13 protein-coding genes are annotated in these 24,307 nt (G+C 70.0%); 4 read left to right on the top strand and 9 right to left on the bottom strand.

The annotated features are described in order from the left end of the window. Positions 1-42: 42 nt before the first annotated feature. From CACI_RS32595 to CACI_RS46350, 3 genes are read left to right on the top strand one after another with little or no spacing between them, the layout of a single operon-like run. A complete protein-coding gene (locus CACI_RS32595) occupies positions 43-1,416 on the top strand; it encodes a macro domain-containing protein (protein ID WP_015795154.1) in 1,374 nt (457 codons plus the stop codon). Continuing rightward, the gene (locus CACI_RS32590) at positions 1,409-1,747 is read left to right on the top strand and encodes a CATRA system-associated protein (protein WP_015795153.1); all 339 of its coding nucleotides are present in this window, start codon (positions 1,409-1,411) and stop codon (positions 1,745-1,747) included. The genes CACI_RS32595 and CACI_RS32590 overlap by 8 nt, the downstream gene beginning before the upstream one ends. Further along, complete coding sequence (locus CACI_RS46350) at positions 1,744-3,501, top strand: CATRA conflict system CASPASE/TPR repeat-associated protein (protein WP_015795152.1); 1,758 nt, start codon at positions 1,744-1,746, stop codon at positions 3,499-3,501. The genes CACI_RS32590 and CACI_RS46350 overlap by 4 nt, the downstream gene beginning before the upstream one ends. A 289-nt stretch (positions 3,502-3,790) precedes the next feature. Here CACI_RS46350 and CACI_RS32580 read toward each other — a convergent pair whose 3' ends face one another. The 9 genes from CACI_RS32580 to CACI_RS32540 form a co-directional block, all read right to left on the bottom strand. Further along, positions 3,791-4,777 carry a hypothetical protein gene (locus tag CACI_RS32580; protein ID WP_015795151.1) on the bottom strand — a complete coding sequence of 329 codons (987 nt, stop codon included), beginning with the start codon at positions 4,775-4,777 and terminating at the stop codon, positions 3,791-3,793. Between the two features lie 2 nt (positions 4,778-4,779). Beyond that, entirely contained in the window at positions 4,780-5,997 is a 1,218-nt protein-coding gene (locus CACI_RS32575; protein ID WP_015795150.1) for a hypothetical protein, read from the bottom strand. Further along, on the bottom strand, positions 5,994-8,438 hold the full coding sequence (locus tag CACI_RS32570) for a hypothetical protein (protein ID WP_041540582.1): 2,445 nt from the start codon (positions 8,436-8,438) through the stop codon (positions 5,994-5,996). Before CACI_RS32570 ends, CACI_RS32575 begins: the two co-directional genes overlap by 4 nt. 32 nt (positions 8,439-8,470) lie before the next feature. After that, on the bottom strand, positions 8,471-10,183 hold the full coding sequence (locus CACI_RS32565; RefSeq protein WP_015795148.1) for a GTPase family protein: 1,713 nt from the start codon (positions 10,181-10,183) through the stop codon (positions 8,471-8,473). A 19-nt stretch (positions 10,184-10,202) separates the two neighbouring features. Then, positions 10,203-11,927 (bottom strand): GTPase family protein, encoded by a 1,725-nt coding sequence (locus CACI_RS32560; protein WP_015795147.1) that lies wholly within the window; start codon positions 11,925-11,927, stop codon positions 10,203-10,205. A gap of 80 nt (positions 11,928-12,007) precedes the next feature. Next, on the bottom strand, positions 12,008-15,241 hold the full coding sequence (locus CACI_RS32555; RefSeq protein ID WP_015795146.1) for a CHAT domain-containing tetratricopeptide repeat protein: 3,234 nt from the start codon (positions 15,239-15,241) through the stop codon (positions 12,008-12,010). A gap of 229 nt (positions 15,242-15,470) precedes the next feature. Continuing rightward, on the bottom strand, positions 15,471-15,782 hold the full coding sequence (locus CACI_RS32550; protein ID WP_143765469.1) for a hypothetical protein: 312 nt from the start codon (positions 15,780-15,782) through the stop codon (positions 15,471-15,473). 77 nt (positions 15,783-15,859) lie between these two features. Continuing rightward, the gene (locus tag CACI_RS32545) at positions 15,860-17,569 is read right to left on the bottom strand and encodes a hypothetical protein (RefSeq protein ID WP_143765468.1); all 1,710 of its coding nucleotides are present in this window, start codon (positions 17,567-17,569) and stop codon (positions 15,860-15,862) included. Between the two features lie 578 nt (positions 17,570-18,147). Further along, complete coding sequence (locus CACI_RS32540) at positions 18,148-20,763, bottom strand: cell wall-binding repeat-containing protein (RefSeq protein WP_015795143.1); 2,616 nt, start codon at positions 20,761-20,763, stop codon at positions 18,148-18,150. A gap of 199 nt (positions 20,764-20,962) precedes the next feature. On the opposite strand from CACI_RS32540, the gene CACI_RS32535 reads away from it, so the two are divergent. Beyond that, positions 20,963-24,268 (top strand): FtsX-like permease family protein, encoded by a 3,306-nt coding sequence (locus tag CACI_RS32535; RefSeq protein WP_015795142.1) that lies wholly within the window; start codon positions 20,963-20,965, stop codon positions 24,266-24,268. The last annotated feature ends 39 nt before the right edge of the window (positions 24,269-24,307 follow it).

The raw sequence follows: 24,307 nt of genomic DNA, 5'->3' as shown, positions 1-24,307 counted from the left end.
CTCGCCGAAGGAAATTGCGGCGTGGCGGCAGGGGAGATCGCAATGGCACGTTTGCAGATCAACGTTCTCGGGCCGCTGCTGCTCGAGGTGGAGGGGAAACCGGTCGGGGTCCCTCCGCTGTCGGCGCGGGCACTGGCGTTGTTGGTCGCCGCGGACGGCGATTCGGTGGCCTCCAGCCGTATGCACCAGGAGCTGTGGCCGGCTTCGGGCCACCACAGCCGCCGCGATCGTTCGAGCCGTACCGAGGTCCAGCAGCGGATCCTGGCCCTGCGCCGGCTGTTGGACGCCGAGGGCGTCGCTCCGGAGAAATCTGTGGTGCGTACCGAACCGGTGGTCGTCGGCTCGGAGTCGGAGTCCGCGTACCGCCTGGTGTGCGGTCCCGATGAGATCGATGCCGTGCGCTTCGAACGGCTGGTGGTCGATGCGATGGCGGCCGGGCAGTCGGCGAGCCGTTCCTGCGAACTGCTGCAGGAGGCGCTGGAGCTCTGGCGCGGCGATCCGCTGGTGGCTTGCGAGCCGGTCGGTTTCGTCGCCGATCGGATGCGGCGGCTGCACGGGCTGTACGAGTCCGCTTGCAGCGAGCTGATCCAGATCCAGACCGAGCTGGGACGGATCGACGAGGCGCTGGCCACCGCGGTGCGGATCGCTGATCGTCGGCCGCAGGACCCCCAAGCCCGCGCACAGGTGGCGGAGCTGCGTGGGCGGTTACGGGCGCGGCGGGGCGATGAGCTGTTACAGCGGCAGTTCACGGGACTGCGGGCCCGGCTGTCGGTGGTGCGCGGCGACCTGTTCGAGCAGAAGGCGGCGAACCTGGTCGTCGGGTTCTGCGACACCTTCGACACCTCGACCGAGCGCAATGAGCTGATCAGCGCCGAGAGCGTGCAGGGCCAGCTGCTGCACCGGCTCTACGGCGGGGACGTGAAGACGCTGGACCGCGAGCTGCGGCGAGGGCTGCGCGGGGTGGTTCCGGTGGTCCGGGAGAGTCCCCGGGACAAGCCGAAGGGCAAGCGCACCCGCTATCCGGTCGGGACCGTGGTGGCGCTGCCGCATGAGGACCGGTGGATCTTCGGCGTCGCCTACACCCGGCAGCGCAACGATCTGGTCGGCGAGTCGAGCCGGGAGGAGCTCCGGCTCAGTCTGGAGCAGCTGTGGGTTGCGATAGGGCGGCGCGGGCAGCTCAAGCCGGTGGCGATTCCACTGGTCGGGTCGCGGCTGTCGCGGGTGCCGGGGGTGACGGGTACCGAGTTGTTGTTGCTGATCGTGGACACGTTCGTGCGCGCGGGCTGGACCGGTTCGGTGGCCGCGCAGGAGCTGCGGATCGTGCTGCGGCAGGAGGATCTTGAGACGGTGGACCTGCCCGCGGTGGAGCGGTATCTGAGCGGTCTGGACGAGGACGGGAGGCGCGTCGGTGAGTGAGGACCTCGCGCAGATCCGCGCGGAAGCTGTCAGGGCTCTGAGTCATGTCGAATACTGGGAGCTGACTCCGGCGCGGTGGGAGCTGCTGGCAGGCATGCTGGACGCGCTCGCCGCGGCTCCTGCCGATGACGTGGACGCCATCGCGGTGGCCACCGCTGATCTGGAGCTGGCCGGGCCGATGCGGATTACGCCGATCGGGGCAGGGAACACGCGGCCCGAGGCGGGGCTGACCGGTGTCGTGCGGATACCGGTGCCGCCGAAGATCCGGGAGCGCGTCAATGAACTGATTCACATGCTGCGCGGTGGTGGCGACCCGGGGCGGGCCCGGTGACGGCGCAGCTGCTTGATCAGCAGTACGTCGTTCATCTTTACGCGCCCGCCACCGGTCCGGAGGCACCGGCCGCGTACCGGGGACTGTGTGAGATCTGGCGCGGGTGTCGGCTGGCGTTCCAGATGACCGAGGCGGTCGAGGGGTTCGATGTGCCGCAGGTCCCGCCGTCGGCGGCGGAGGGGGTGCCGGAGGAGTTCGAGGGCGTGCTCGCACTCCAGGAGCGGCCGTTCGCGGACAGCCAGGCGGTGCTGCGGAAGCATCACGACGTCTTCAACCTGTCCGTCGCGTTGGCGCCGCCTGAGACTCGCCTGCCGAAGGAGGGGGAGTGGACATGGTGGCGGGACTTCGACCGGACCTGGAACGCGATCAGTGCCCGGTACGCGCCGCACATGCTGGGACAGGCGCGGTTGTTCCTGGCCGGAGTGCCCGAGGCTGATCCCGCGGACGCCTCGCTGCTCGGATGGCTGGCCACGCTGGTGCCGACTGATGCGACTGATGCGACGGATGCGACGGATGCGGCAGATTCTACGAGTTCGACTGCTTCGAATACGGAGCCGCCGGATCTCCTGGGCGCCACGCTCGACCGAGGGGTTCAGCTGTGGGAGCCCTTCGCTCGTCCCTTGTACACGCCGGACCGTCGCCTCCTGCTGGCTGTCGGTCCCGGCTCCGACGCCCGGGCCAGTCGGTGGATCTGGTCGTCGGGCGGTACCGAGATCCCGCCACTGGCCAGGTACCTGCTGCACGCCGCGAAGCTCCGGTATGAGATGAGGGTGTGGCGGCGCGACGGGCAGGCCCGGGAGCTGAACGAGGCCTTGGACACGCTCAGCAGTGAGCTGATCCGTACCGGGGCGACCGACAGTGCCAAGGCGGAGCTGCTGCGGCTGCGCAGCGGGCAGGCGCTGATGTTGCTCGGGGATCTCAAACTGCTGAGACAGACGGCCGAGATCGCGGACGACAACATGCGGCGCGCGCTGTCGGAAGCGGAGCAGCTGCGGGCGGTGAATCCGTTCCTGCGCGATGCTGCGGACGCGCAGGAGTTCCTGGAACTCCTGGACGACCAGATCGCCTACCTGGACACGCGGACCGCGCGTTCGGCGAGCTTGCTGCCGATCATGCCGGCCGCTTCGGCCCATTCGGTCGCCTCCGCTGCTCCGGTCGATTCCGCCGGCCCGGCAGCTCCGGTGAACCCGGAGGCCGCCTATCAGGTCACAGACAAGGACACGGTGTTCGTCATCCACGGCCGCGACGAACGAGCCCGCGTGGCCACGTTCGACCTGCTGCGGGCGTTCGGGCTGCACCCGGTGGAATGGGACGAGGCGGTGGGCCTGCTCCAGCAGCCGATGCCGTTCCTCGGCCGGGTGCTGCGGGAGGCGATCCCGCGGGCCAAGGCGGTGGTCGTGATCATGACGCCCGATGACATCGTCCGCCTGCATCCCGAACTGGCCGGCCCGTCCGAGCCCGGCTTCGAGACCGGCCACTCCATGCAAGCCCGCCCCAACGTCCTGATCGAACTCGGCATGGCCCTGGCCTACCACCCGCGCGCCACGCTGATCCTCCAGGTCGGCGACCACCGTCCGATCGCCGACCTGGGCGGCTTCAACTACGTCCGCGTCGCTGAGGGCACTGCCTTCCGGGAACGAATCGGCAAACGGCTGAGCTATGCGGACTGTCGCGTGTCCATGCCGCCGGACGGCGCCTGGCAGACGGCCGGCGACTTCGGTCCGGCGGAGGGAAGGCGGCCGGACCGGCCCTGACGACGGCGTGGCTGCCCTTATGCCTTGGCCTGCCCGTCATCGTGACGCGGTGGCGGTCCGGGCGGATGGTCCGGGGCGTGCCCTGGATCGTCACTGACGTCACTGGCGTCGCCGACGTCACTGGCATCGTCGGCGAGACGGCGGGTCACCTCCTTCGTGATCTCTGAACCGATCTTGCGGATCGCCCTGCCCGCCGCTCCGCTGACCGAATCCCGCAGCGCGTCGAGTGATCGGATCAGGTCCGGGGGCTGCGGTGTGGGGCGTACCGAGCGTCCTTCCGAGGCCGACGTCACCGGCGGCGCAGCAGGTACCACACCGCCACTGCCGCCACTCCCAGGACGAGTGCCGCCAGCAGCCAGCCCGCCGCCCGAACCAGGCGTTTGCGATCCGGCTCGGGGTCGGGATCCGGCCGGACCGCCAAGAGTTTTTTTGCCTCCTGCACCGCCTGGTGGGGCAGATCGGCGAGCACGACGCAGAGCCGCCCGGGTTTGGCGAGGTGGTTCCAAGCCTGGGCCGCGCTCTCGGCCTTGCGCGGGATGTTGAGATAGCCGGCGAATCCGGACCGGTTCGCGGCCAGGGACTCCACCGCCGCGACGAGGTGGTGTCGGTCCTCCGCGGTTCGCACGCTCCCGACGGATACCGACGACGCCCCGGCTGCCGGCGGCGGCACCGGATCCAGCTGCGCGGCGACGGCCCGTACCGCGACCGCCGGAGCGGCGAGCTCCTCGTCGGTCAGCGGATCGTCGGGCGGATCAAGCGGATCAGGCGGATCAGGCGGTTCGGACAGTCCGGGCCGGCCGGAGCGGCCGACGAGACCCCCGCTCCCGGGGCGGCCGGGCTGCTCGACGAGGCTCGGGATCCTGGTGACCCCGGGACGCACGTCTCCCTGTGCCCCCGCCGCGAGCAGCCGCACGATCTTCTCCTCGGCGAGGTGCTCGTCGAGCCCGGCTCCGATCCCGGACTCCACGGCCTCCGGATCGGCCAGAGCGTCCAGCCAGGCTCGCACGACCCGTATCAGCACCTCGCGATCCTCCCCGCGCGGCGCCCCGGATCCTTCGAACAGCACCGAGTACGTGATCCGCCGGTCCGCGGCATCGGTACGCGGCGTCGGGATCCCGGTGAGCAGCACCTGCCACGCCCCACCCTCGGCCCGCGCGATCAGCCCCGGCCGCTCGACGGTCGTCAACCGCCGGTACTCCACCCACCAGTCGTCCGGGGACGCGCCCAGGAATCCGTACTCCTGTCGGTACGACTTCGTCCGTACGAAGATCTCCATGGTCACATCCAGCCGGGTGCGGCCTGATACAACACGGCGAACCGGTTGTCCGGCCGGTTCTCGAAGGCCCGCTTCTCGCGCTCGGCGATCGCCGAGACGGCCTTGTCGAGCTGGGCCAGCTCCAACAGCAGCCGGGACTGCTGCTGCCGGTGCAGTACCCGGTCGGTACGTTCGTCCCAGGCATCGACCAGGTAGAACCACGCCTTGGCGAACAGCCCGGCGCCCGTCGGCGGCGCGACCGGCCGCTCGGCCTGCGTACGCTCCCACTCGGCGACCTCGAACCAGTGCGAGCGCAGCCGGGTGAGCACCTCGGCGCACAGGAACGCGAACAGCTCCTCTCCGCCGTGCGGCAGTCGCCGGGTGGCACCGCCCACCTTCTCGTACGACGGCCGGCATTCGAGCATCCCGTCGCGTTCGACCCAGTCGGCCCGGGTCAGCCGGACCGGGCCGATCGTCTCGACCGGGCAGTACAGGATGCGGCCCAGCGCCACCTGCTGAGTCTCCAGCAGTTCGCGCAGCGCCGCGGTGTAGAACCGGTCCACCAGCTCCCGCATGCTGTCCGCGGCGGGATTGGCGTGGCCGCCCACCGGATGCACGTACGTCTCGCACTTGACCGGGCACAGCACGACGGTGGCCGGCAGCGGCGAGCCGTCGAGCCCGCGCCGGTCCTTCGTCCACCGCTCCACCGCCGACATCACGTCCTGGATCCGCAGGATCTCCGGCAGGGCCGCGACCTGGTGCTGGAGCCGGGCCTCCATCAGTACTGTGGCGTCGATCGGGACCAGCAGGGTGGAGGCGCTGCCGAGGAACTCGTCGAAGATCTCCCGGTTGCGCGCGAGGCTGGCCGGGATCCCGGAAGGGCCGAACCAGCCGCCCGGCATGTCCAGCACGGTCAGCGGGAAGCGGAACCGGTCCACGCCGCTGATGCGCGGATTGACGGCGTAGCGGTACTCGGTCAGCTCCTGCGAGGGACGCATGGCGTTGACCTGAAACTGCTCGGTGGCCAGGGAGCCGTCGAGCGCGGCCTTGCAGGTACGGATCATCTCGGCCGTCGGCTCGTCGAACTCCAATAGGACGCGGGTGCCGCCGAGCAGCGCCGCGCCGCCGTCGGCCAGGGTGGTCATCAGCGAGGTCTTGCCCACGCCCATGGGACCGACCAGGACCACCCGCATCTCCAGGTCGTCCGTCTGTATGGACGTCACAGGCTGCGTGTCGCTCACAGCCGGGCTCCTTCCGTCAACTCGGCGAGGGTGCGCGCCAGCAGCCGCACCCGGGTCAGATTCGCGTTCTGCGGCTGGAGCTCGGCGAACAGCCCGGGCCACAGCTCGTCCTGGTAGGAGCGGCTCAGCGCCCCGAACTCCGCCCGCACCCCGCCGGATCGCAGAAAGGCGTCGGCGAAGTACTCGGCCGCAGCCGCCAGCACTTGCGCCGGGCGCGTGTCGCCGTCCAGCAGAGCATTGCGGGTCGCGTAGGAGGCCTCCCCGGTGAACTTGAAGATCTCCTGGTAGAGGCGCTCGGTGCCGCTTTCGGTGAGTTCGACGACGAAGCGGGTCCGCCGGACCCCGGCGTCGTCGGTGTACTCCTGGTTGAGCTTGCGCAGGTGCTGGGCGATCCAGGGGTAGACGTGCGAGTTGTAGTCGAGGGTGAGGTCCAGCAGGTCTTCGACGGCGCGGGCCAGGATCCGGCAGGGATCGGCCGCGTCGTGCAGGCGCTCGGCCAGCATCCGGAGCGCCTCGTCGCCGGTGGGCTCGGCGCTCGACCCCGTCGCCGGCTCGGCGGAGGATTCGGCAGGCGTTCCGGCAGACTCTCCGTCGGGCTGCCCGGCGAGCGCCTCCACGCTGGAGCCGTGCCCCGTGCCGCTGATCGTCCGCTTCCACAATCCGCCGAGCTGCACCTCAAGCGCAGCCGCCACATCCCCGCGCAGCTCGGCGACCCGGTCGGCGAAGTACGCGTCGAGCCGCCGGAAACCCGCGCCCATCTCCACGCGGATGCGGTTCAGCTCGTCGATCACGAATCCGCCGACGTTGCCCCGCACCTTCCCCTCGGCGAGCGCGTTCGCCCGCCACGCGTCCTCTCCGACCCCGAAACCGCGGGCGCGCCAGGCCTCCACCTCCAGATAAGCGACCTCCACCTTCGCCTGATAGTCCTGATCTTTTTCCCGAGCCCGCCGCTCGTATTCGTCGACCACTTCCTTGAGCGCGGCGGCCAGCTGCCGGTGCAGCGTCTCGGACTGGCTCTCCAGCAGCCGCGCGGAGTTGGCCAGCGGCACGCGCCGCAGCGCCTCCCCGATCTCGCCCAGATGCCCGCGGATCCGGGCGGCGAGCTGCTCGGCCCGGTCCCGGTGGCCGCGGCGCAGTGCGGCGTCCATCCGCCCGGCGTGCGCGGCCAGGTGGTCCAGCAGCGGATCGAGCACCTGCGCGCCGACCGCGGCCGGGTCCTTGGCGTCGACGGTGAGCACGGTGTAGTTGCGCCCGTCGACACCGCCGTTGACCCGGTCCAGGATCGAGTCGCGCAGCGCGGCGTACAGGTCCGGCCGGGCGCCGTCGTCGTTGATCACGATGAACGCGAAGTCCCGCGGGTCGAGCAGGTCGCCGCAGGCTCGCTCGATCAGCTGCTTCGCCCGCTTGGCCGAGTCGTCCCAGAACGCGCTGACGTCGGTGGGCCGCACGATGATCAGCGCCGCGTCCACCTCGTGCTCCAGCCCGCCGAGGTGGTGCGCCTCGGCCTCGGGGGCCAGCTCGCCCAGCCCCGGCAGGTCGATCAGGCCGATCCCGGCGACGTCCGCGCGGGGGAACGCGCACCGGATCTGCACGTCGCCGACGGCGAGGTAGTGCCGGTCCAGGACCGCGCCGGAGTCACGCTCGGCGGCCAGTTCCTCGCGCGTCGGATAGGCGACGTAGCGGCGCAGCGTGTCGAGCTCGACATCGATCACGTCGCCGGCCAGCTCCTCGCGGTAGCGCGGCAGCGAGCGGCGCATCTTGAGCAGATCGTCCAGCAGGCTGGTGCCGTCCGGCACCCGCTGCGGATCCAGCCGTTCGATGGAGTCGTCGGCGGCGAAGGCGTCCAGTGTCGCAGGGGGTTGTGGATGGCCCAGAGCGAGGTAGTAGGGACGGACCACCTCGGTGACGAAGCGGTCTGGGCTCAGCCGCTCGACCCGCGCGCCTGTGGCGGTGGCGCTGTGGTAGAGACGGCTGCGCACGGCGGTGACCGGCAGTCCGGATCCGGTGGGGACTTGCTCCTCGCCCAGGCCGCTGGCGGATTGCAGGAACGTCGACTTGCCCATCCGAGCCCGGCCGCAGATCCCGATGTTGAGGGTCTGCCGGCCCAGGCGGGCGTGCAGGTTGCGCAGGTCGGCGCGCAGCGCGGCGATCTCGGCTCGCACCGGGCCGGTGTCGGCGAGCGCGCTCAGGATGAGTTTCGCCGGCTCGGGCACGGCGGGCTGCTCGCTCAGCGCCGTCAGCGCCGCGTCGAGCTGGGCCAGGCTGTCGGCGATGTGGCGCCAGCGGTCGACGGCGTCGGCCAGGTGGGGGAGGCCCGCGCGGCGGGCGGCCAGCACGGCGGCGATGCGGGCTTCGGTGCGTGCTGCTGTGCGCGCGGCGGCGTGGTTGTCGGCGGCAGGGCGGGTCGGCTCCGTCGTCTGCGGTGCTGTCTGCTTCGGCACTTTCGTTTGTGCTTCTCGAGCCTGTGGCGTGGTCATGACGCTTCCTCCGGAAGGTCGGGCCGGTCTGTGAGGTCTGCCGCCGAGTGCCACAAGGGGACAGAAGCAGCGGGCATGATGTTCTGGGCGAAGATCGCCCAGGGTTCCGTTGGGGCGCCCGGCGCGGAATGTGCGACAGCTTCCTGAAGAGCACGCCCGTAAACCGACGCCGGTCCGAGGTCCTTGCCCGGCCTCCGTCCGCGCAGCGCCGCCGCCCAGGCCGCGAGCAGCAGCGCCGGGCCGATCGCGCCGTAGGGGGAGTAGTAGACGGCGGTGACCCGCGTCCCGACGTTCTCCTCCCAGTGCTCGGTGTGGTCGTAGACCTCGCGCGTACCGACCGCCACTTGGCGCTCGATGCTGGCGTAGCCGACGACGACCTGCTGGCTCTCCCAGCGCTCGGCGGCGAAGCGTTCGCCGCGCCACGCCCGCTTCACGGCCGTGACCAGGTCGTCGAGATCTGCGATCGACGAGTCGACCCGCACTCGGCGGGTCTCGTAGACGGGGTGGCTGTAGTCGGTCTCGGTGATCCAGTCATAGACGGTCTCGGTGCGGGTGACGTCCCGTGAGCGCCGTTCGATGATCGGTTCGGTGGCTTCGTTGCGCAGCTCGGCGGCCGCCGCGGCGGCGACGGCGCGGAAGGAGGTACGCCAACGGTTCTCGTCGAACCCTGATGGGATGGTCCCGAGCCGCCGGGCATAGGCGAGCAGCCGGTTCGCGGCCGTTTCAAGGTCTTCGTGCGCGGTGCCGTCAGGGCCCGGGGTTAGGGTGGCGGCCTGCGTGACGTAGTCGGCCACCGCGGCTGCCACTTCGGCTCGGTACCGGGCCGGCGCCTCCTGCTGCTGGCGGATCACGACCTCGGCGAGCAGGCCGTCGTCGTCCAAGATCTGTTGCGCGGCGCTCAGCAGCCGGTCGAGGCCCTCGCCGGTGCGGCAGTCGAGGGCGACAAGCCGATCCGGTTTCAGTGCCGCGCCGACGGCCCGGCAGGCTCGATCCAGCTTGCGGCGCACGTCGTCGAGGTTCTGTGGGGTGGCTTGGGGCGTGCCGTCGGCGCGGTGGAACATGTTGAGGACGAACAGGACGCGTTCGGCGCCGTACGCCGTGAGCAGGTCGGCGAGGTAGGGCTGTTCGGCCCGGTTCAGGTTCTGGTGCGGGGCGACGACGTAGAACACCAGGTCGGGGCGGGGGAGCACGGTTCGGAGCCGATCGACGGGCCACATACGCCCGTTTTCGGCTTCGGCAGCTTCCGTGGTTCCGGCCGCACCGGGAGCTTCGGCCGGGCTGTCGGTGCGGTCCGGCCCGTCCGGCGTGAACCCACGGAGCCGAACCTCGTGCACTGGTGTGAGGTCAGGATGCTGGGGCAGGCCGAGCACGGCCCGGTTGGCGTTCTCCAGCATGTCGCTGCTCGCCACGCCCGGCAGGTCCAAATAGCGCAGCCCGCGCGGGAACCGGAGCACGTCGGCGCCGTCCGTGCAGTCCTGGAAGCCAGTGGAACGCAGCAGCCCTGCCATGCCGACCAGCAGGTTGCCGAGCGTGGACTTGCCGCTGTGGGTCTTGCCGGTCGCGGCCAGCAGGGGCAGCCCCCGGCCCTCCCCTCCGAGGCCGGGAACTGCGCCGTCGACCGGCCGGGACGCGGCGCCGCCGGCCAGCTCCTGCTGGATCAGCCGGGCGCGCACGGCGCCCAGCGAAGGTTCGTGGAGATCGCGGAGCATCGGTCAGGCGTCCTCTCCGCTACTTCGCGAACAGGGAGTCGAGCAGATCCGCGATCTGCTGCTCGGCCGGGGCGCCGCGCTCGATCAACTGGTCGAGCTGGCGGCGCACCCGGTCCAACTCCAGGGCGATCTGGTCGCGGGCGGCGGCGACGTAGTCGTCGATCGGCTTGCGCTCACCGGTCGCGACGCAGAACCGCTCGACGCCGTGCCCTATCGACAGCAGCAGTTCGATCAGCGGCACCGCGCCCTGCAGGGCCCTGGTGCCGACCACGGTGTCGGTCATGCCGACCACCTCGGTGACGGTGGCGATCACCTTGTCCTGATAACTGGCGATCTTCTGCTCGTAGCGTTTGACCGGGACCTGGATGTCCTTCTCCACCATGTGCGTGGTGATTTTGACCTGGTCCTTCCGCGCCTGGTGCTTGATCGCCTCCCGCTCCTTCTGCGTGCCGCCCTGCAGCCAGTTGGCGGCGCGGTCCACGGCGGCGCCCGTCTGGATCGCCATCGACTTCCACAAACCGACGCCGGTGCTCTCGCTGATCTGCTCCGAGATCCGGTGCGTCTCGTACTCGATCTTCTCCTCGATGTCGTAGACCGGCTCTTGGGTGATGATGTCGCGGGTGCCCGTCTTCACTTGCTGGGTGACGATGTCCTCGGTGCGCTCGCGGCGCACTCGCTCGGCCTCGTCCGCGACGTGGCGGGCCAACTCGTCGCGGACCTCCTGGGCCTCGTTCTCGGCCTCGAAGGTCAGCACGCCGTACTGGGCGACGCCGTCGGCGGCCAGCGTGATCAGGTCCAGCCCGGCGGTCTGGTGGTCGACGGTGTGCAGGGCCAGGCGTGCGGCGATCCGGTCCAAAGTGCGGTGGTAGTGCCGGGCCCGCTCCTTGCGGGCCTGGTCCTTCAGGCTGCCGTCGAGCACCGCCTGCATCCGGCCCAGCTTGGCCGGATCGATGACCTCGCAGATGTGCCGGGTCAGCTCGTCCATACCGGAGCCGGTGCGGGCGTTGAACTCGGCGTACCGCGGGCGCAGCGAGCCGTCAGGGGACACGTGCCGGTAGACGGTGTCGATCTGCCGGCGCACGTTCTCCACGTGGTTCTCGGCGGTCATCCCGTCCCACCGGTTGAGAGCGATGACGACCCGGTCGCCGTACCGCTTGAGCATGTCCTGGAGGTACTCACGGTCCGTGCGCACGAACTGCACGTGCGGGGACACCACATACATGAGGACGTCGGGCGGATACTTCTTCGCGAACCCCTTCTCGTAATCGTCCGCGGTGATCACGGTCTGGGTGACGTTCTCGACCCTTTGCCGTGCGTCGAGTGTGGCGTTGGTGAAGTCCAGCAGCCTGAACTCGGTGACCTCGGGCACGCTGAGCTGGGGCAGGCCCAGGGCCATGCGGGCGTAGTTCTCGTACTCGTCGTCGCCGCCGGCGCCAGGGGTGTCGAAGTAGGACATATCGCTCTTGAGGCGCACCCGGCCGATGTAGTCGGTGCAGTCGTTGTAGCCGGTCACTTTCATCGCCTCGGCGCCGAACAGCAGGTTCCCGAGCGTGGTCTTGCCGGCTCCCGTGCGCCCGACCGCGAACTGGCGGACCGGGCCGCCGAAGAGCTTGTTCTGGGTGCGGACCTCCTCGAGCAGCTGGCTCGAGTGGAGGTCGCCCAGCTTGACCGCGCGGAGGAGCTCGGGCTGGTCGTGGAAGATCGCGGTGAGGATCGCGAGGGTGGAAGAGTTGTCGTCTGCCATGTGTTTCAGCAGACCAGAGGGCTTACTCGCGGTTAAATCGCCCGGCGCTTGTTTCCTGCTCGAAAAGTGCTTATGAGCGCTCAGCAGCCGACATGGACGTACCCGGCCCAGGCCTTCGGCGCGTTCCGATAATGGCGGCGAAGTCGGCGTACCGCGGCGTGAACGGCGCGCGCGGCGCGGTCGGTGTCGAGCTCTGCGGTACCTTCGGCGGTCAGCGTGTTGTAGAAGTCTTTGGCGAGTCGGGCCGAGGCCTCGTCGGACACCGACCACAGCGTGCCCACCACGGCCCGGTACCCGGCCAACTGGAACGCGGCGCTCAGATGCACCGACTCGTCGGCCAGCGTGGGCGCGGAGACAGTGGTCTGACACGCCGTCAGTACCGCGAGCCGGCCGTCCAGACGCAGGGCACTGACTTCGGCGACAGTGAGTGGATCGGTGGCGTGGTCGGCGAGCAGCAGCAGACCGGCGGCCGGGTCGCTGCGATCGGCGACGCCGTGGCAGGCGAAGTGAGCGACCGGATGGCTGAGCAGGGCTGTCCGCACCGACTCCGCGGTCGGGGCGTCGAGCACCGTTGCGTGGGGGAGTAGGCGGCCTACGGTGTGGACTTCGTGCTCGGCGGCCGGTAGCCGTCCGGACCCGGTGAGATCGTGGGCGCCGACGACGAGCGCGGCGCGCGACGGCGGTACGGGACGGGAGTGGGCGTCACCGAGCGCGCGCAAGGTGGCAGTGTAGGAGTGGACGGCACGGTCGAGCAGGGTGTGCGGACCGGACTCGGCCGCGTGTAGCGGCAGTTCGCTGAGCACGCCGACCGGACACCACCACATGCGCGGGAGATCGGCGGGATTGGCGGGATCGGCGTGATTCGCGGGATCAGCGTGCGCGGCGTCGTATCCGAGGGCTGCCACGACCGGTTGCGCGATGGTGTCCCACAGCCAGACCAGGAGCTCGCGCATACTCTCCCGGGCAGCCTCGGCGACGTCCGCATAGTCGCTCTCGGCGTCGGCCAATGCGGCGTGAAGCTGTTCGGCGCGCGTAGTTGCCTCGGCTGCGCGGAGGTTCGGCAGCCGCACGCACTCGACGCCGGATCCGGAGACGATCAGCGCGTCGCTGCGTTCCGATCCAGCGTAGACGTAGACGACCGGACCGTCGGGAAGCTGCTCGACCAGGCGCTGCACGCGCGGTGGCCGCATGAAGTCGGCGAAGCCGACCAGGGTCCGGATCTCGGCGACGAGTGCGTCCCACGCGGCGCCGATGGCGGCCCGCTCAGTGGAGAGCTGCTGGGGGTCCTCGAGGAGGTCGACGGCTGACGCCTGTGATGCCGTCGGCGCCGCCGCCGACACCGACACTGACACCGATGGTGCTGACTGCGACGGCGCTGGTTGAGCCGCTGGTATGCCCGAGGTCTGCGCATCCGCCGTAACCTCCCCGAGTCGTGGCTGCGCCCGATCCAGCCGCTCCCACCGGGCTCGCAGGGCCACGACCTCTCCGGCCACATCAGGCCGCACCGCGCGCAGCGCCGCCAGATCCGTGCCCCGAGCGTCGAGCACATCAGCGGCCAACAGCCCTCGGCTCTGCTCCAACAGCTCGACCGCGCGTTCAGGCTGCCCCTGGTCCAACGCGGCCTGCGCGACCTCGGTGGCCAGCCCCGTCAGCAGGCTCACCCGATGCTCGCGGTCCACCCGCGCCAGCGTACGCGGGGCGACGCGGGTCGCCAGGTCGATGGCCTCCGCCAGCAGGCCGAGCCGGTCGCTGCCGAGCCCGGCCTCGCCGCTGTACTCACCCGCGCCGCGCAGCGCGTCGATCCTGGTCATCAGCCGGGCTCCCGGCTGCCGCCCCGCCTCGATCAGGAGGTCGCGCGCCGCGATTAGCAGCTTCCGGTCGCCGTAGCGCTGGTACTGCGTATAACGCACCACGGCGAGCCGGCCCAGGTGCACCGCGCGGTCCGGGTGGCGGCTCGGCGTGGCGGCCAAGGCCGCCTCCGCGTCGCGGACGGCGCGGATCAGAGCGCTGCCGAAGCCGCGGAAGCCGTGCAGCCGAAGGTGCGCGGCGCTCATGGCGCCCAGCAACTCGGCCCGGTGCGGATCGTCGCGCCCGATCCGCTTGAGCGCCTTGCGCGCGTGACCGATCGCGGCGAGCAGCGGCACGAATCCGCCGGCCGGGTCCGCCTCGGCGGTCCGCAGCAGGGCGATCGCCAAGTTGGTGTGGACGATGGAGTACGCCACGTGCTTGCGCGGCACGGTCACCGCCGCCCGGCGCAGCATCTCCACCGACTGGGCCAGCTCCTCCGCGTCGCTGGTGCGCAGACTCGCCTGGTCGAGCAACGCACCGAGGTCCGTCAGCAACAACGGCAGATCAGGGCTCCCCGGCCCGGCCGCCTCGTACGCGGCACGGCCGGCCGTCACCGCTTGCCTCAGCAGGCTGGAATCCCCCGACTCCCGGTAGGCGAGCAGCAGCGCCGCAGAAAGGTTCGCCTGCCAGTGGGCGAACATGGGATGGCGGGGATCAGCCCCCTGAGTCGCTGCCCGGCAGGCCTCGACAGCCCGCCGCAGCAGTTCCGCCTCGCCGGTCCGACCGTGGAGTTCGCGCAGCGTCGCACCATGGTTGGATTGCCACTTCCGATACTCCTGGTGCGCCGGCTCGACCCCAGCCAGCGTCTTGACCTGCCACTCGACCGCCTCGGCCAGAAACGCCACATCATTGGACACGGTGTAGCGGCGGTGCAGCGCGATGGCGAGGTTGTTGTAGACAAGCGCGTTGCTCGGATCATCCGGGTCGCTCAACACGACCGCCTCGCGTCCAGCCGCCTCCGCTTCAAGAAGCAGAGCCCTGTCATCGGTAGCCTCAGCCAGCCGCACGAGCATGAAGGTCAGATTGCTCAGATACATGCGCCGCCGCGCGGACTCAGCCGCCCCATCGCACAAGGCGCGCGTGATCCGTACCGCTTCCCTGAGCTCTTGGACGTCGCCGGAGCGCGTATGCCGAGTCATGGCGACGCTGCCGGCGATGGTCAGCACACCCTCGGCATGCGGACTCCCAGGCGGCGCCTCAGCACAGGCCACCGTGATCGACTCGTGCGCCCGCTCGAGATCCGCGCCATCGCCGAGCGCCTCATACCGCCGCATCAGCGTCACAGCGAGATTCGCCAGCGCCGCCGCACGGTCCACATCACCGTCCGCCAGCCCGTCGACGGCAGCCGCGGCGACGGCGACCGCCCTGTCGATAGCACCCCGGTCACCGCTGCGAGCGAATCTGCCAACCAGCTCCTCGACCTCGTCGGCTGCGGCAGCACCAGCCGCCGTCTCGTCCCCGCGCATCAGTCCCCCCAAGGATTCCAGCGCAAAACTCAGCCCCACCAGCCTGGCACGGCCGCCGCGATCCGGTGCCGGAATGAAGATCGGGATGCCGTCGTTCGCAGTCCCGCAGTGACGTGCCTCGAGAGCAGTGCAGGGCCTGCGATGGGACCGGCAGAGTCAGTCGTGGCAGAACGCTGACGAATCTTGCACTCACATCGCCGAGCGCTCGTCCGGTGACCGCCTCGGTGGATCAATGTGGCGGCGAGTCGTCGCTCTCCGGAGCCTGAGCCTTCTTCAGTTCGGCGATCGCAACGCCGTACTGCTCGTCGGTGACGCTTTCATAGAGATCGACGATCGCGTCGTACGCCTCCTGGTCGGACAGGTTGCTCTTCGGAGCCAGCCAGTCCTGGTTCTCGACGACATAGACCTGCCGGAACCCCGACTGGTGCGGTGATCCGATAAGCCGACCCACCCACCGGGCGAACAGGTGGCGTCGGCCTTGGTCTGGAGACGGATGTTCGTCTATCGCCGTCATTTTTCTTTCGATGCTCGCGATTGCCACAGTTGAATACCCCTTCTTCGGAGACTACTCTCCCCCAGAGTTCTGCTCAACTCTCAAAGGACCTTTATGGTTCACTCTCAGGTGTTACGTTGTGCCAGGTAGGCGTATCGCCATGATCTGTAGAGCCAGCGATAGGCCATACACAGTGTGTTGACAACCGCCAATGCCGTGAGTCCCGCCCACCAGCTTCCGCGCACGCCGAGCAATGAGACTCCGGCATTGAGCTTGCCGTCGAACACGCCTGGCTCCACATTGGAGGCGTTGATGATGTACAGGGCGCTTGCCGCCACCGAGACGACGACCGTGATGACCAGCGATAGCCGCGCGGACAGACTGCTGTCGAAGAGTCGGGCGCCGGCCTTGTCGACGCCTAGCCAGCTGGCCGCGACCCCAGGGAAAGCAAGTAGCAGCACCGGCGCGTCAGAGGCCAGGGTTATCCGGCCGAATTGGTCCAGGCTGGAGTGAGCCAGCACGAAGCCGATGAGGCCGATCAGGAAGGCGGCACTCGCCGCCGCGATGGATGCCTGGAAGTCCGAGCCCGGCGGGACCTCGTAGAAGCTGAACTGCAGCCGCGGCACGGCCTTGGGGTCGCTGACGAAGGGAAAGTGTCGGCCGTAGAAGTGCGCGTAGGACTGGCCACGGCGGGACCTGAACCGGTAGTGCGGTGCGAATTCGTACCTGTCGTTGGGCTGGTGGACACCGGACGTCCGGTTGTCCGGCCCAGCCGGCGGATCTGGGGTTATAGCCTGCTTGGCCAGGTAGAGCCCTTCTGGACCCTGCACCGATAGATGGTACGAATGGCAGATGCCGGCGTTCTCCAACGCGACGTGGACCTCGACCGGCCGCGCTCCGAGCAGGTGCCTCAAGTACTCCTTGGACGTGCGGGCCCGGCCGTCGGCCGGCTGGTCGTCGGCGTCGGTGACCGTCGGGACGATCAGGCGCTTGTAGGTCACGAGCGCGCGCCCGTTCGTCGATATCTTGAGCGGGGCGACGATGGCATAGCGTTTGGCCAGGATCCGCACCAGGTCGGCAGCCAGCTCCAACTGGCGTCGGTGGCGGTCGTCGACCCCCTTGAGTCTCAGCAGCTTCATGACTACCTGCTGGGTGCGCTCGTCGAGAGCTTGAACTTCCGGGAGCGACAGGCGGCGGTCGTCACGACGCATGAACACCTGCTCCAATGCGTCAGCCTCGACCGACTTGACGTGTTCTAGGAGCTTCTCGTCCTCCGGCATGCGACCACCGTAGGCGCCGGTCAGGAGGTAGCGCAGGACACCGGCGATCATGGTGAGGTATTCCCGGTACGACAGAGTGGAAAGGCGTGCGCCGTCCTCGTCGAACACCTCCAGGCTGTCGTACATGATGCTCTTCGGCGATATGACCATGGGAAACGGGAACGACTCGTCAGGTGGTCCCGCCGGATCAGGCTCCCGTCTCCGCGTCAGGAAAATGCGAGGAACCTGGATCTCGACGGATACCGTGTTGGAAAGATTCCTCTGGCCTGGGACGTATTTCTCGACAATGCGCTGCCGAACCTTGGCGGGCGTGCGCAGTGCCATGATGAAAAGAGCCGCCTGCTGACGGCTGACCGGATCGAACCCGGCCTCCCGTTGCAGCTCATAGGCGAGGTCGCGATCGAGGCTCACGATGTCTCGCGAGACGTGCGAATCGCGAAGTGGCTGAGTGACGCGTTTCCTGACATACCGCGACAGGAAGCGCAAGATCAAAATGCCTAACAGGAGCCTGAGTGTCCAGGCGGCGTCGTTCGGGAGCCCGCCGCGATCCGTCACGTCAGGGATGTTCAGTAGAATCCCAAGCGGCAGTATCAATAGCATGATGAATGCTAGAGCCGCTCGAACAATCGCGCGCAAGATCCCTCCCCAGGATTTTCACACAGATCGTGGCGCTGGTCGATCCCTCTCCGTATCGAAGGGTACGAATTCACTGCGCGAGCGCAGCCTTCGAGTGGCGATTGTTATCTTTCCGTTAATAAGGAGATCGACCGTACCGCAATCAATTGGTTTCCGCGTCGTCGACATCCCCTTTACAAGGACCCTCTACAGCAGGGTGCCGCGTCGTCGGCGGCCGTCTGTCAAACCTTGGAAATTACCTTTCCCAAGGTTGCTCGCCACCTCCGTCGCGACCGCGTGAGCGCTGTCAATGTCGAAATATCGTCCGCGCAAGTGGGGGAGGATGTGGTCGAGTTTCTGACCACCACAGGCGCTACTTGTGGCCTTACGGGCGCGCGGACCACAAGCCGTACTTTGAGACCGGCGAAATCACAGCGTCAGGGCGGAACGCAGAGGTCGCGTTCCGCGTGCCTGAGTTATTCGACCAGCCCCGATCGCGGGACCGCCCCGCAGCGGCGTCAGGGGCGCAGCTCCACCAGTGCGGCGATCTGCTCCTCGACGAAGTCGGAGATCGCCGCCTGGCCGCCGAACAGGGTGACGTTCTCCTTGCGCTTCCCGTCGGCGGTCAGCTGTTGGGCGGTGTCGGGCGGCAGCACGTTCGGGTTCGTGAGGAGTAGTGGCTGGCCGGCGGCGGCCATCAGTGCGCCGCCGGACAGGGCGTCTGGGAAAGTCGTTCCGGTCGCCACGCCGAACAGGGTTACGGCGCTCAAATGGAAGAGCCGCACGGTGTTCGCCGCTGTGGCGTACCGGTCGTTGCCGACGGCGGTCTCGATCTGCTTGCCCTTGGCAGGGATCTGCTTCGCCACGGCGTCCCACGCCGGGCCGCCGACCGCGATCACGGTCTGGTGTGCCTGCACGAAGGCAGCTGTGGCGGGATCCAAGCGATTCTTGTTTGAGAGCACGAGCACGGCGCCGCGGTTCGCCGCGAGCGGTCCGGCCGCGAGCGCGTCGGCGAAGTCGTCGCCGCGGGCGACCACGACCGTGGCGGTGGCGCCCATGCCGTCCTGCGCGATCTTCAGGGCGGTGTCGTATCGGCTCGCGCCGCCGTAGCGGACGATTCGGTAGCCGAGTGCGCGCACCTGCTTCTCCACCGCCGGGCTGATCGCCGACTCCCCGCCCAGGAGGTAGACGGTGCGGGAGTGGTCGTGGCCGAGGGCCCGGTCGATCTCCGCCGCGGTTGGCGTGCCGAGGTTCTTGGGATCGGTCAGCAGGAGCGGGCCGCCGACGCGTGCGGCCAGTGGTCCGCCGGCTAGTGCGTCGGCGAACGCGTCGCCGCGGGCCAGGACGACAGCCTTCGCGGTGCCGCCGGGGAACTGGCGGAGTGAGGCGTCGATCGCGGTCTCGTAGCGGTCCCGGCCGCCCACGCGGGTGACGGTCCCGCCCGCACCGGCCGGCGGCGGTGGCGGTGGCGTCCCGCCGGGGATGGTGACGGTCACCTGCGTGGACGCGGTGCCTGTCCAGCCGTTCTGGTCGCGGACCGTGACGGTGACGGTGTAGGTGCCGGATGCCGCGTAGCGGTGGTCGGAGTATCCGGTGTAGTTGTTCTTGTCCGACTGCCCGTCGCCGAATTCGAAGTCGTATGTCGCACCCGGGCCCCAGGAAGCGCTGACGCTGACCAGGTGCGGATCGTTGGCGTCCGGTTGGAAGGCCGACACCGCCGGCGTCACCTTGGTGGCGGCCGGGGAGGCGGTGAAGTTCGCTGTCGCCGTCTCACCCTTCTGGCCGGTGAACGTCACGGTGCCGTGGTAGGTCCCGGCTGCGGGGTAGTGGTGAGTGCTCTGACTCGTAGCGGCCGAACCGTCGCCGTAGGAGTAAAGGGCTGACACCGGGCCGGACCACTGGAACATCCCGTCGGTGTTCACGGTGGCGTCCAAGTAGTCCTGCGGTGACACGCCCAGTGCTGCGGTGGCGGTGAACGGCCTGATCTGCATGCCCGTGAACTCGCGGGCGCCGCGGTCGACGTAGCCGGCCGGTCCGGATCCGGTGTCCGCCACGTCGGGGTCGTCGACCCGGTCGACGGCCGGCTCACCCGGGACGGCGGCGTCGGCCGAGTCGATGGCCGGGGAGTTCCACGTCAGCCGGTAGGAAGGCGCGACGAAGTACTCCTGAGGCGTGGCCGGCCAGTCCGGGTCGTTGGAGGTGTCGAGCTGCGCCGCACCGTCCAGGTCCGCCGACCCCAGATGCGCGCTGTCGAAAGCTTGGCCGGTCGCGTAGGCGCTGGTTCCCCAAAGAACCGACGTCGTCGGACTACCGCTGCCAAAGAGGTTGTGTCCCACCAAAGTGTTGGCGATCGCCGTGGCGGCCACGGTGAGGCTCGGTTGGGGGCCGCCGTCGGCGAAGATGTCGTTCTCCACCACGGCGCCGGTCGAGGCTCCGGACAGGACGACGCCGGCGATGTCGTCGGCGGCCGTGTCCGAGATGAGGCGTACGTCTTTCGAGTCGGTGACCTGGATACCAGTCCCATAGACCTCGCCGATGATCGTGCCGCTGACCGTCGTGCGGTCCGACCCGTTCTCAACGAGGATGCCCACGGCCAGGTTGGTGCCATCGGTGTTGTCGGCGTCGATGTGACTGTCGGTGACGGTCGAGTCGGTCGTCGCGGAAAGCCGTATCCCGAAGGGAGCCAAGCGGTTGTCGGCGGCGGAGTTCAGCGGCGTGACCAGGACGTGGTTCACGGTCAGCGCCGACGAGCCGGAAGCGTCCAGCCCGCCCAGCCGGATGTCACGGACCACGACGTCGTGCTGCCCGGTGACGCTCACCACGGTCTGCCAGCTGTTGTCGGTGAACGTCTGGTCGGCGTAGTGGCTGAAGACGGTGATCGGTTTGCCCGGTGCGCCCGAGCCGGCGATCTTGTCCGTCGCTCCGAGTTCGCCGACCAGCACCGAGTCGCCGGGCTGGGCGGCGGCGGTCGCGCCGGCGAGCGTGCAGTACAGAGCACTGTCGGCGCGCGGCGCGGCGTCGGAGCACGTCCCGGTGAAACCGACGCGAAGCGTTACTGGCGCAGTCGTATCGGAGTCGGCGGCAGCCGCCATCGGCGCGCCCAGCGCCGCAATGGAGAGCGCTGATATCGACATGGTTGTGATCCGGCGTGCGCGCATAGCCGACCCCCGTAGACCGTGACCCCACCCTGATAAGCCGCGACGAGTCTCGCGGGATCGAAGGTCGGCGGTCAACCCCGCCGGTCCCCACGACAAACGTCCGGTGGTCGAGACAAACAATCACGCTTCCATAACGGCTGCGTCGCGATCGGAGCCGTTCGACGTCAGGTCTGCTGTGACTCTCCTGGCGGCCGCGCGCCGCATCGCCGCTCACCGCACGGTGGCCGCCGCCGCGGCCCTGACCGTCTTGCTGGCGTCCTTGACGCTCGCGGTACTCGGCACGGAGTCCGCCGGAGTCGCCGACGCCGGCACCCGCCAGGCGCTGGCGTCCGCGCCGGCCAACAGCACCACGCTGATGTTCAGCTCCTCCTTGAGCGCGGATCTTGCCGCGGCGGACCGGGGCGTGGCGACGGCGACGCGCCGGCTGCTGCGTCCCTATCCGGCGCGGATCATCCGGGTCGAGACGGTCGCGAGGATCCACATCTCCACGCCCGGCGGCGACATCACCGCGGCCGGCGCCGTGGCCGACACCTATGAGAAACACCTGCGCCTGCTGTCCGGCGGCCTGCCGACCAAGCCCGGCGACGTCCTGGTCCCGGCGGAGATGGCCCGCTCGGCCGGCCTGCGGGCCGGGGACGACCTCGCCGTGGTCCAGAACCTGCTGGCCGACGGCCAGAAGCAGGACCACCGCGTGTCCGGCGTCTACGAGCCTTCGGACCGCGACTCGCTGTTCTGGACCGCGGTCCTGCCCGCCGCCGATCCGACGACCGGCCTGCGTTCGCCCCTGATGTTCCTGGCACCGGACTTCATCGCGGCGCCGGACCGGTTGGACTCGATCTCCCAGGCGCTCTGGTATGCGCAGCCTGACTTCTCGCGAGCGACTCTGGCGGGGGTGACCGCCGCGGCGACCCGAGTAGTCGCGGTCGAGAACGGCGACGTGAACCGGATCGCGTTCTCCGGCACCGCGCCACCGGTGTCGGGGCTGTCCGTCACGTCGGCGCTGCCGCGGCAGGTGCAGCTGGTGAAGTCCGCCGAGGCCGTCGGCCTGTCCGGCTTCCTCATCGTCGCCACGCTGCTGGCCGTGCTCGCCGGCTTCGCCCTGGTGCTGACGCTGCGGCTGATCCGCGAGCACACCGCTGAGGAGTCGCGCCTGATGCGCTCGCGGGGCGCGCCCCTGCGGTTCCTGGTGGGCACGGCCGCGATCGAGGGCGTACTGCTCGTGCTGCCGGCTTTGATCGCCGCTCCGTTCGTGGCTCCGCTGGCGCGGGGTCTGCGTCACCTGCCGGGTCTGCACGGACTTCCGGAACCGAGCCGTCCGGTCGGGATCGCCCTGGAAGTCGACACCCTCCTGGCCGTGTCCTGTATCGCGATCCAGGCGCTCGTGGCCTGGACGAGCTCGCGGGGACGGCCGACGAGCCAGCGGGTCCGGGGAGCCCGCGGCCCGGCCTTCCAGCGCGCCGGCGTCGACGCCGGGCTCGCCGTCCTGGCCGTCGTCGGCTACCTCCAGCTGCGCCATGACAGGTCGCCGGTGTCGGCCGGATCCGCGGTCCCCAGCATCGACCCGGTCCTGGTCGTGGCGCCGGCGGTGACCGCGGCCGCCGCGGCCGCGCTCGCGCTGCGCCTGCTGCCGCCGGCCGCGCGGCTGGCGGACCGCTACCTGGAACGCAGCCGGGACCTGGCCGCGGCGCTGGGCGGGTGGCAGGTGAGCCGGCGCGTCGCCCGGACCGCCGGTACCGTCCTGCTGCTGGTGCTGGCCTTGGCGGTGGGCGCGATGACGGTGACCGCGGCGGCGATGCGCTCCCGCTCGGCCGCCGACCGCGCGGCGTTCCAGATCGGCGCCGACGCCCAGGTCACCGCCTCGGCCGTCGGCGACAGCTATCAGCGTTCTGCGATGTTGGCGGTGCCCGGTGTGGCCGCGGCGACCCCTCGGGCCGATATGGACGCGGTGGCCGGTACCCAACCGGTCAGCCTGGTCGGCGTCGACTCGGCCGCGCTGCCCGGTGTCCTGGCGATGCGCCGCGACCTGGCGGCGGGCAGCGCCGCCGCGGTGTTCGCCCCGCTGGCCACCCCGGACGGGAACCTCGGGCCCGACGGTCCCGACCCGGCCGTTCCGCTGCCCGGCCGGCCGACTTCCTTCGACTTCGACATCACGGTGTCGGCACGGACGCTGCCCGGTGACGGCCACGGCCCGCGGGACGCCCCGCAGGACTTCCTCACGCACACCTCGCTCGCCGTGGACCTGCGCGACCGCGAGGGTGTGCCGCTCGTGCTTCCGGTCCCGTCGCCTTCGGCACCGGGTACCAAGACCCACGTCTCGATCCCGCTGACCGTCGACGGCCGTGCCCCCGACTATCCGCTGCGCTTCGAAGGGTTCGAACTCGTCCGCCGGGACACGCCGGACTCGCTGGAGCTCGACCTCACGGTCGGTTTCCCGCCGGCCGTCGCCGTCGGCGAGGCGTGGCACCTGATCGACGAGTCGGCCGCGCGGGACAGCCAGGACCAACAGTTCGCCTACGACGACTGCGACGGCCAGGCGGCCCAGCGGCCCTTCGCCGTCCCTGTGCTCTGCGGCACGGATGTCTCAGCCGGGCAGGTCACGCTCCGTCTGGCCTCGGGACACCGCCCGGCGGGGTCCGACGTGGACCGGCCGCTGCGGCTGGCGATCGGGGCGGGGCCGCCGGCGGACCCCGTTCCGCTGATCCCGGCGGTGGCGACCGACGCCTTCCTGGCCGCCACGTCGACGCCGGTGGGCGGCCGGGTCTACGTCACCCTCAACGACGAGAGCAAGGTGCAGCTGGCGATCGTCGGGCGGGTGAAGGCGCTGCCGGGCCAGGCCGGGGACGAGCCCGCGGCGGCGGTGGACCGCCCGCTGCTGACCCGGGCGCTGGTGCGGCGTGACGCCGAACCCGGCTGGACCGTCTCCTGGCTGCTGAAACTGGCTCCGGGCGGCGAAGCGGCGATGAAGGCCTATGCGGCTTCGCATCCGGACATCGGGTCCGCGCAGTACCAGAAAGACGTGGCCGACACCCTGCGCGGCGGCGGTTTCGCCGGCAGCCAGTCCGCGCTGCTGGCGATCGGCGCGGGGACCGCGCCGATGTTCGCGGCGGTCGGATTCGCGGTGTCGGCGGTGACCACGCTGCGCAGCCGGCGGCACGAGTTCGCGGTGCTGCGCGCGATCGGCGCGCGACCGCGCCAGTTGTCGACCGTCCTGTGGATCGAACAGGTGGTGCCGGCGGCGCTGTCGGTCGTCGTCGGCGTCGCGATCGGGGTGGCCGCCGCGCTGGTGACGGTGCCGCTGGTGGCGGTCGACGACGCCGGGGCGCCGGTGTTCCCGACGGTCGCCGCGACCGTGCCATGGCTGCGCGGTACCGCGGTCGCCTGCGGCACCGCGGCGGCGGTCACGCTGGTGGCGATGCTGGCCGCGCGCGCTCTCTCCCAGGTCGACCTGGCGCGCACCCTGCGGGCGGGGGACGAACCGTGACAGGCCGGCCGTCCCCATCCGCCATCCCATGCGCCGAGC

The sequence above is a fragment of the Catenulispora acidiphila DSM 44928 genome (assembly GCF_000024025.1).
GTDB lineage: Bacteria > Actinomycetota > Actinomycetes > Streptomycetales > Catenulisporaceae > Catenulispora > Catenulispora acidiphila.
This window is presented reverse-complemented; position numbering and strand designations above follow the sequence as displayed.

What these genes read in the sequence shown, in the direction of transcription:
- CACI_RS32595 (WP_015795154.1), top strand. Translation starts at nt 43, where the DNA reads ATGGCACGTTTGCAGATCAACGTTCTCGGGCCGCTGCTGCTCGAGGTG.
- CACI_RS32580 (WP_015795151.1), bottom strand. Translation starts at nt 4,777, where the DNA reads ATGGAGATCTTCGTACGGACGAAGTCGTACCGACAGGAGTACGGATTC.
- CACI_RS32565 (WP_015795148.1), bottom strand. Translation starts at nt 10,183, where the DNA reads ATGCTCCGCGATCTCCACGAACCTTCGCTGGGCGCCGTGCGCGCCCGG.
- CACI_RS32560 (WP_015795147.1), bottom strand. Translation starts at nt 11,927, where the DNA reads ATGGCAGACGACAACTCTTCCACCCTCGCGATCCTCACCGCGATCTTC.
- CACI_RS32555 (WP_015795146.1), bottom strand. Translation starts at nt 15,241, where the DNA reads ATGCGCGGGGACGAGACGGCGGCTGGTGCTGCCGCAGCCGACGAGGTC.
- CACI_RS32540 (WP_015795143.1), bottom strand. Translation starts at nt 20,763, where the DNA reads ATGTCGATATCAGCGCTCTCCATTGCGGCGCTGGGCGCGCCGATGGCG.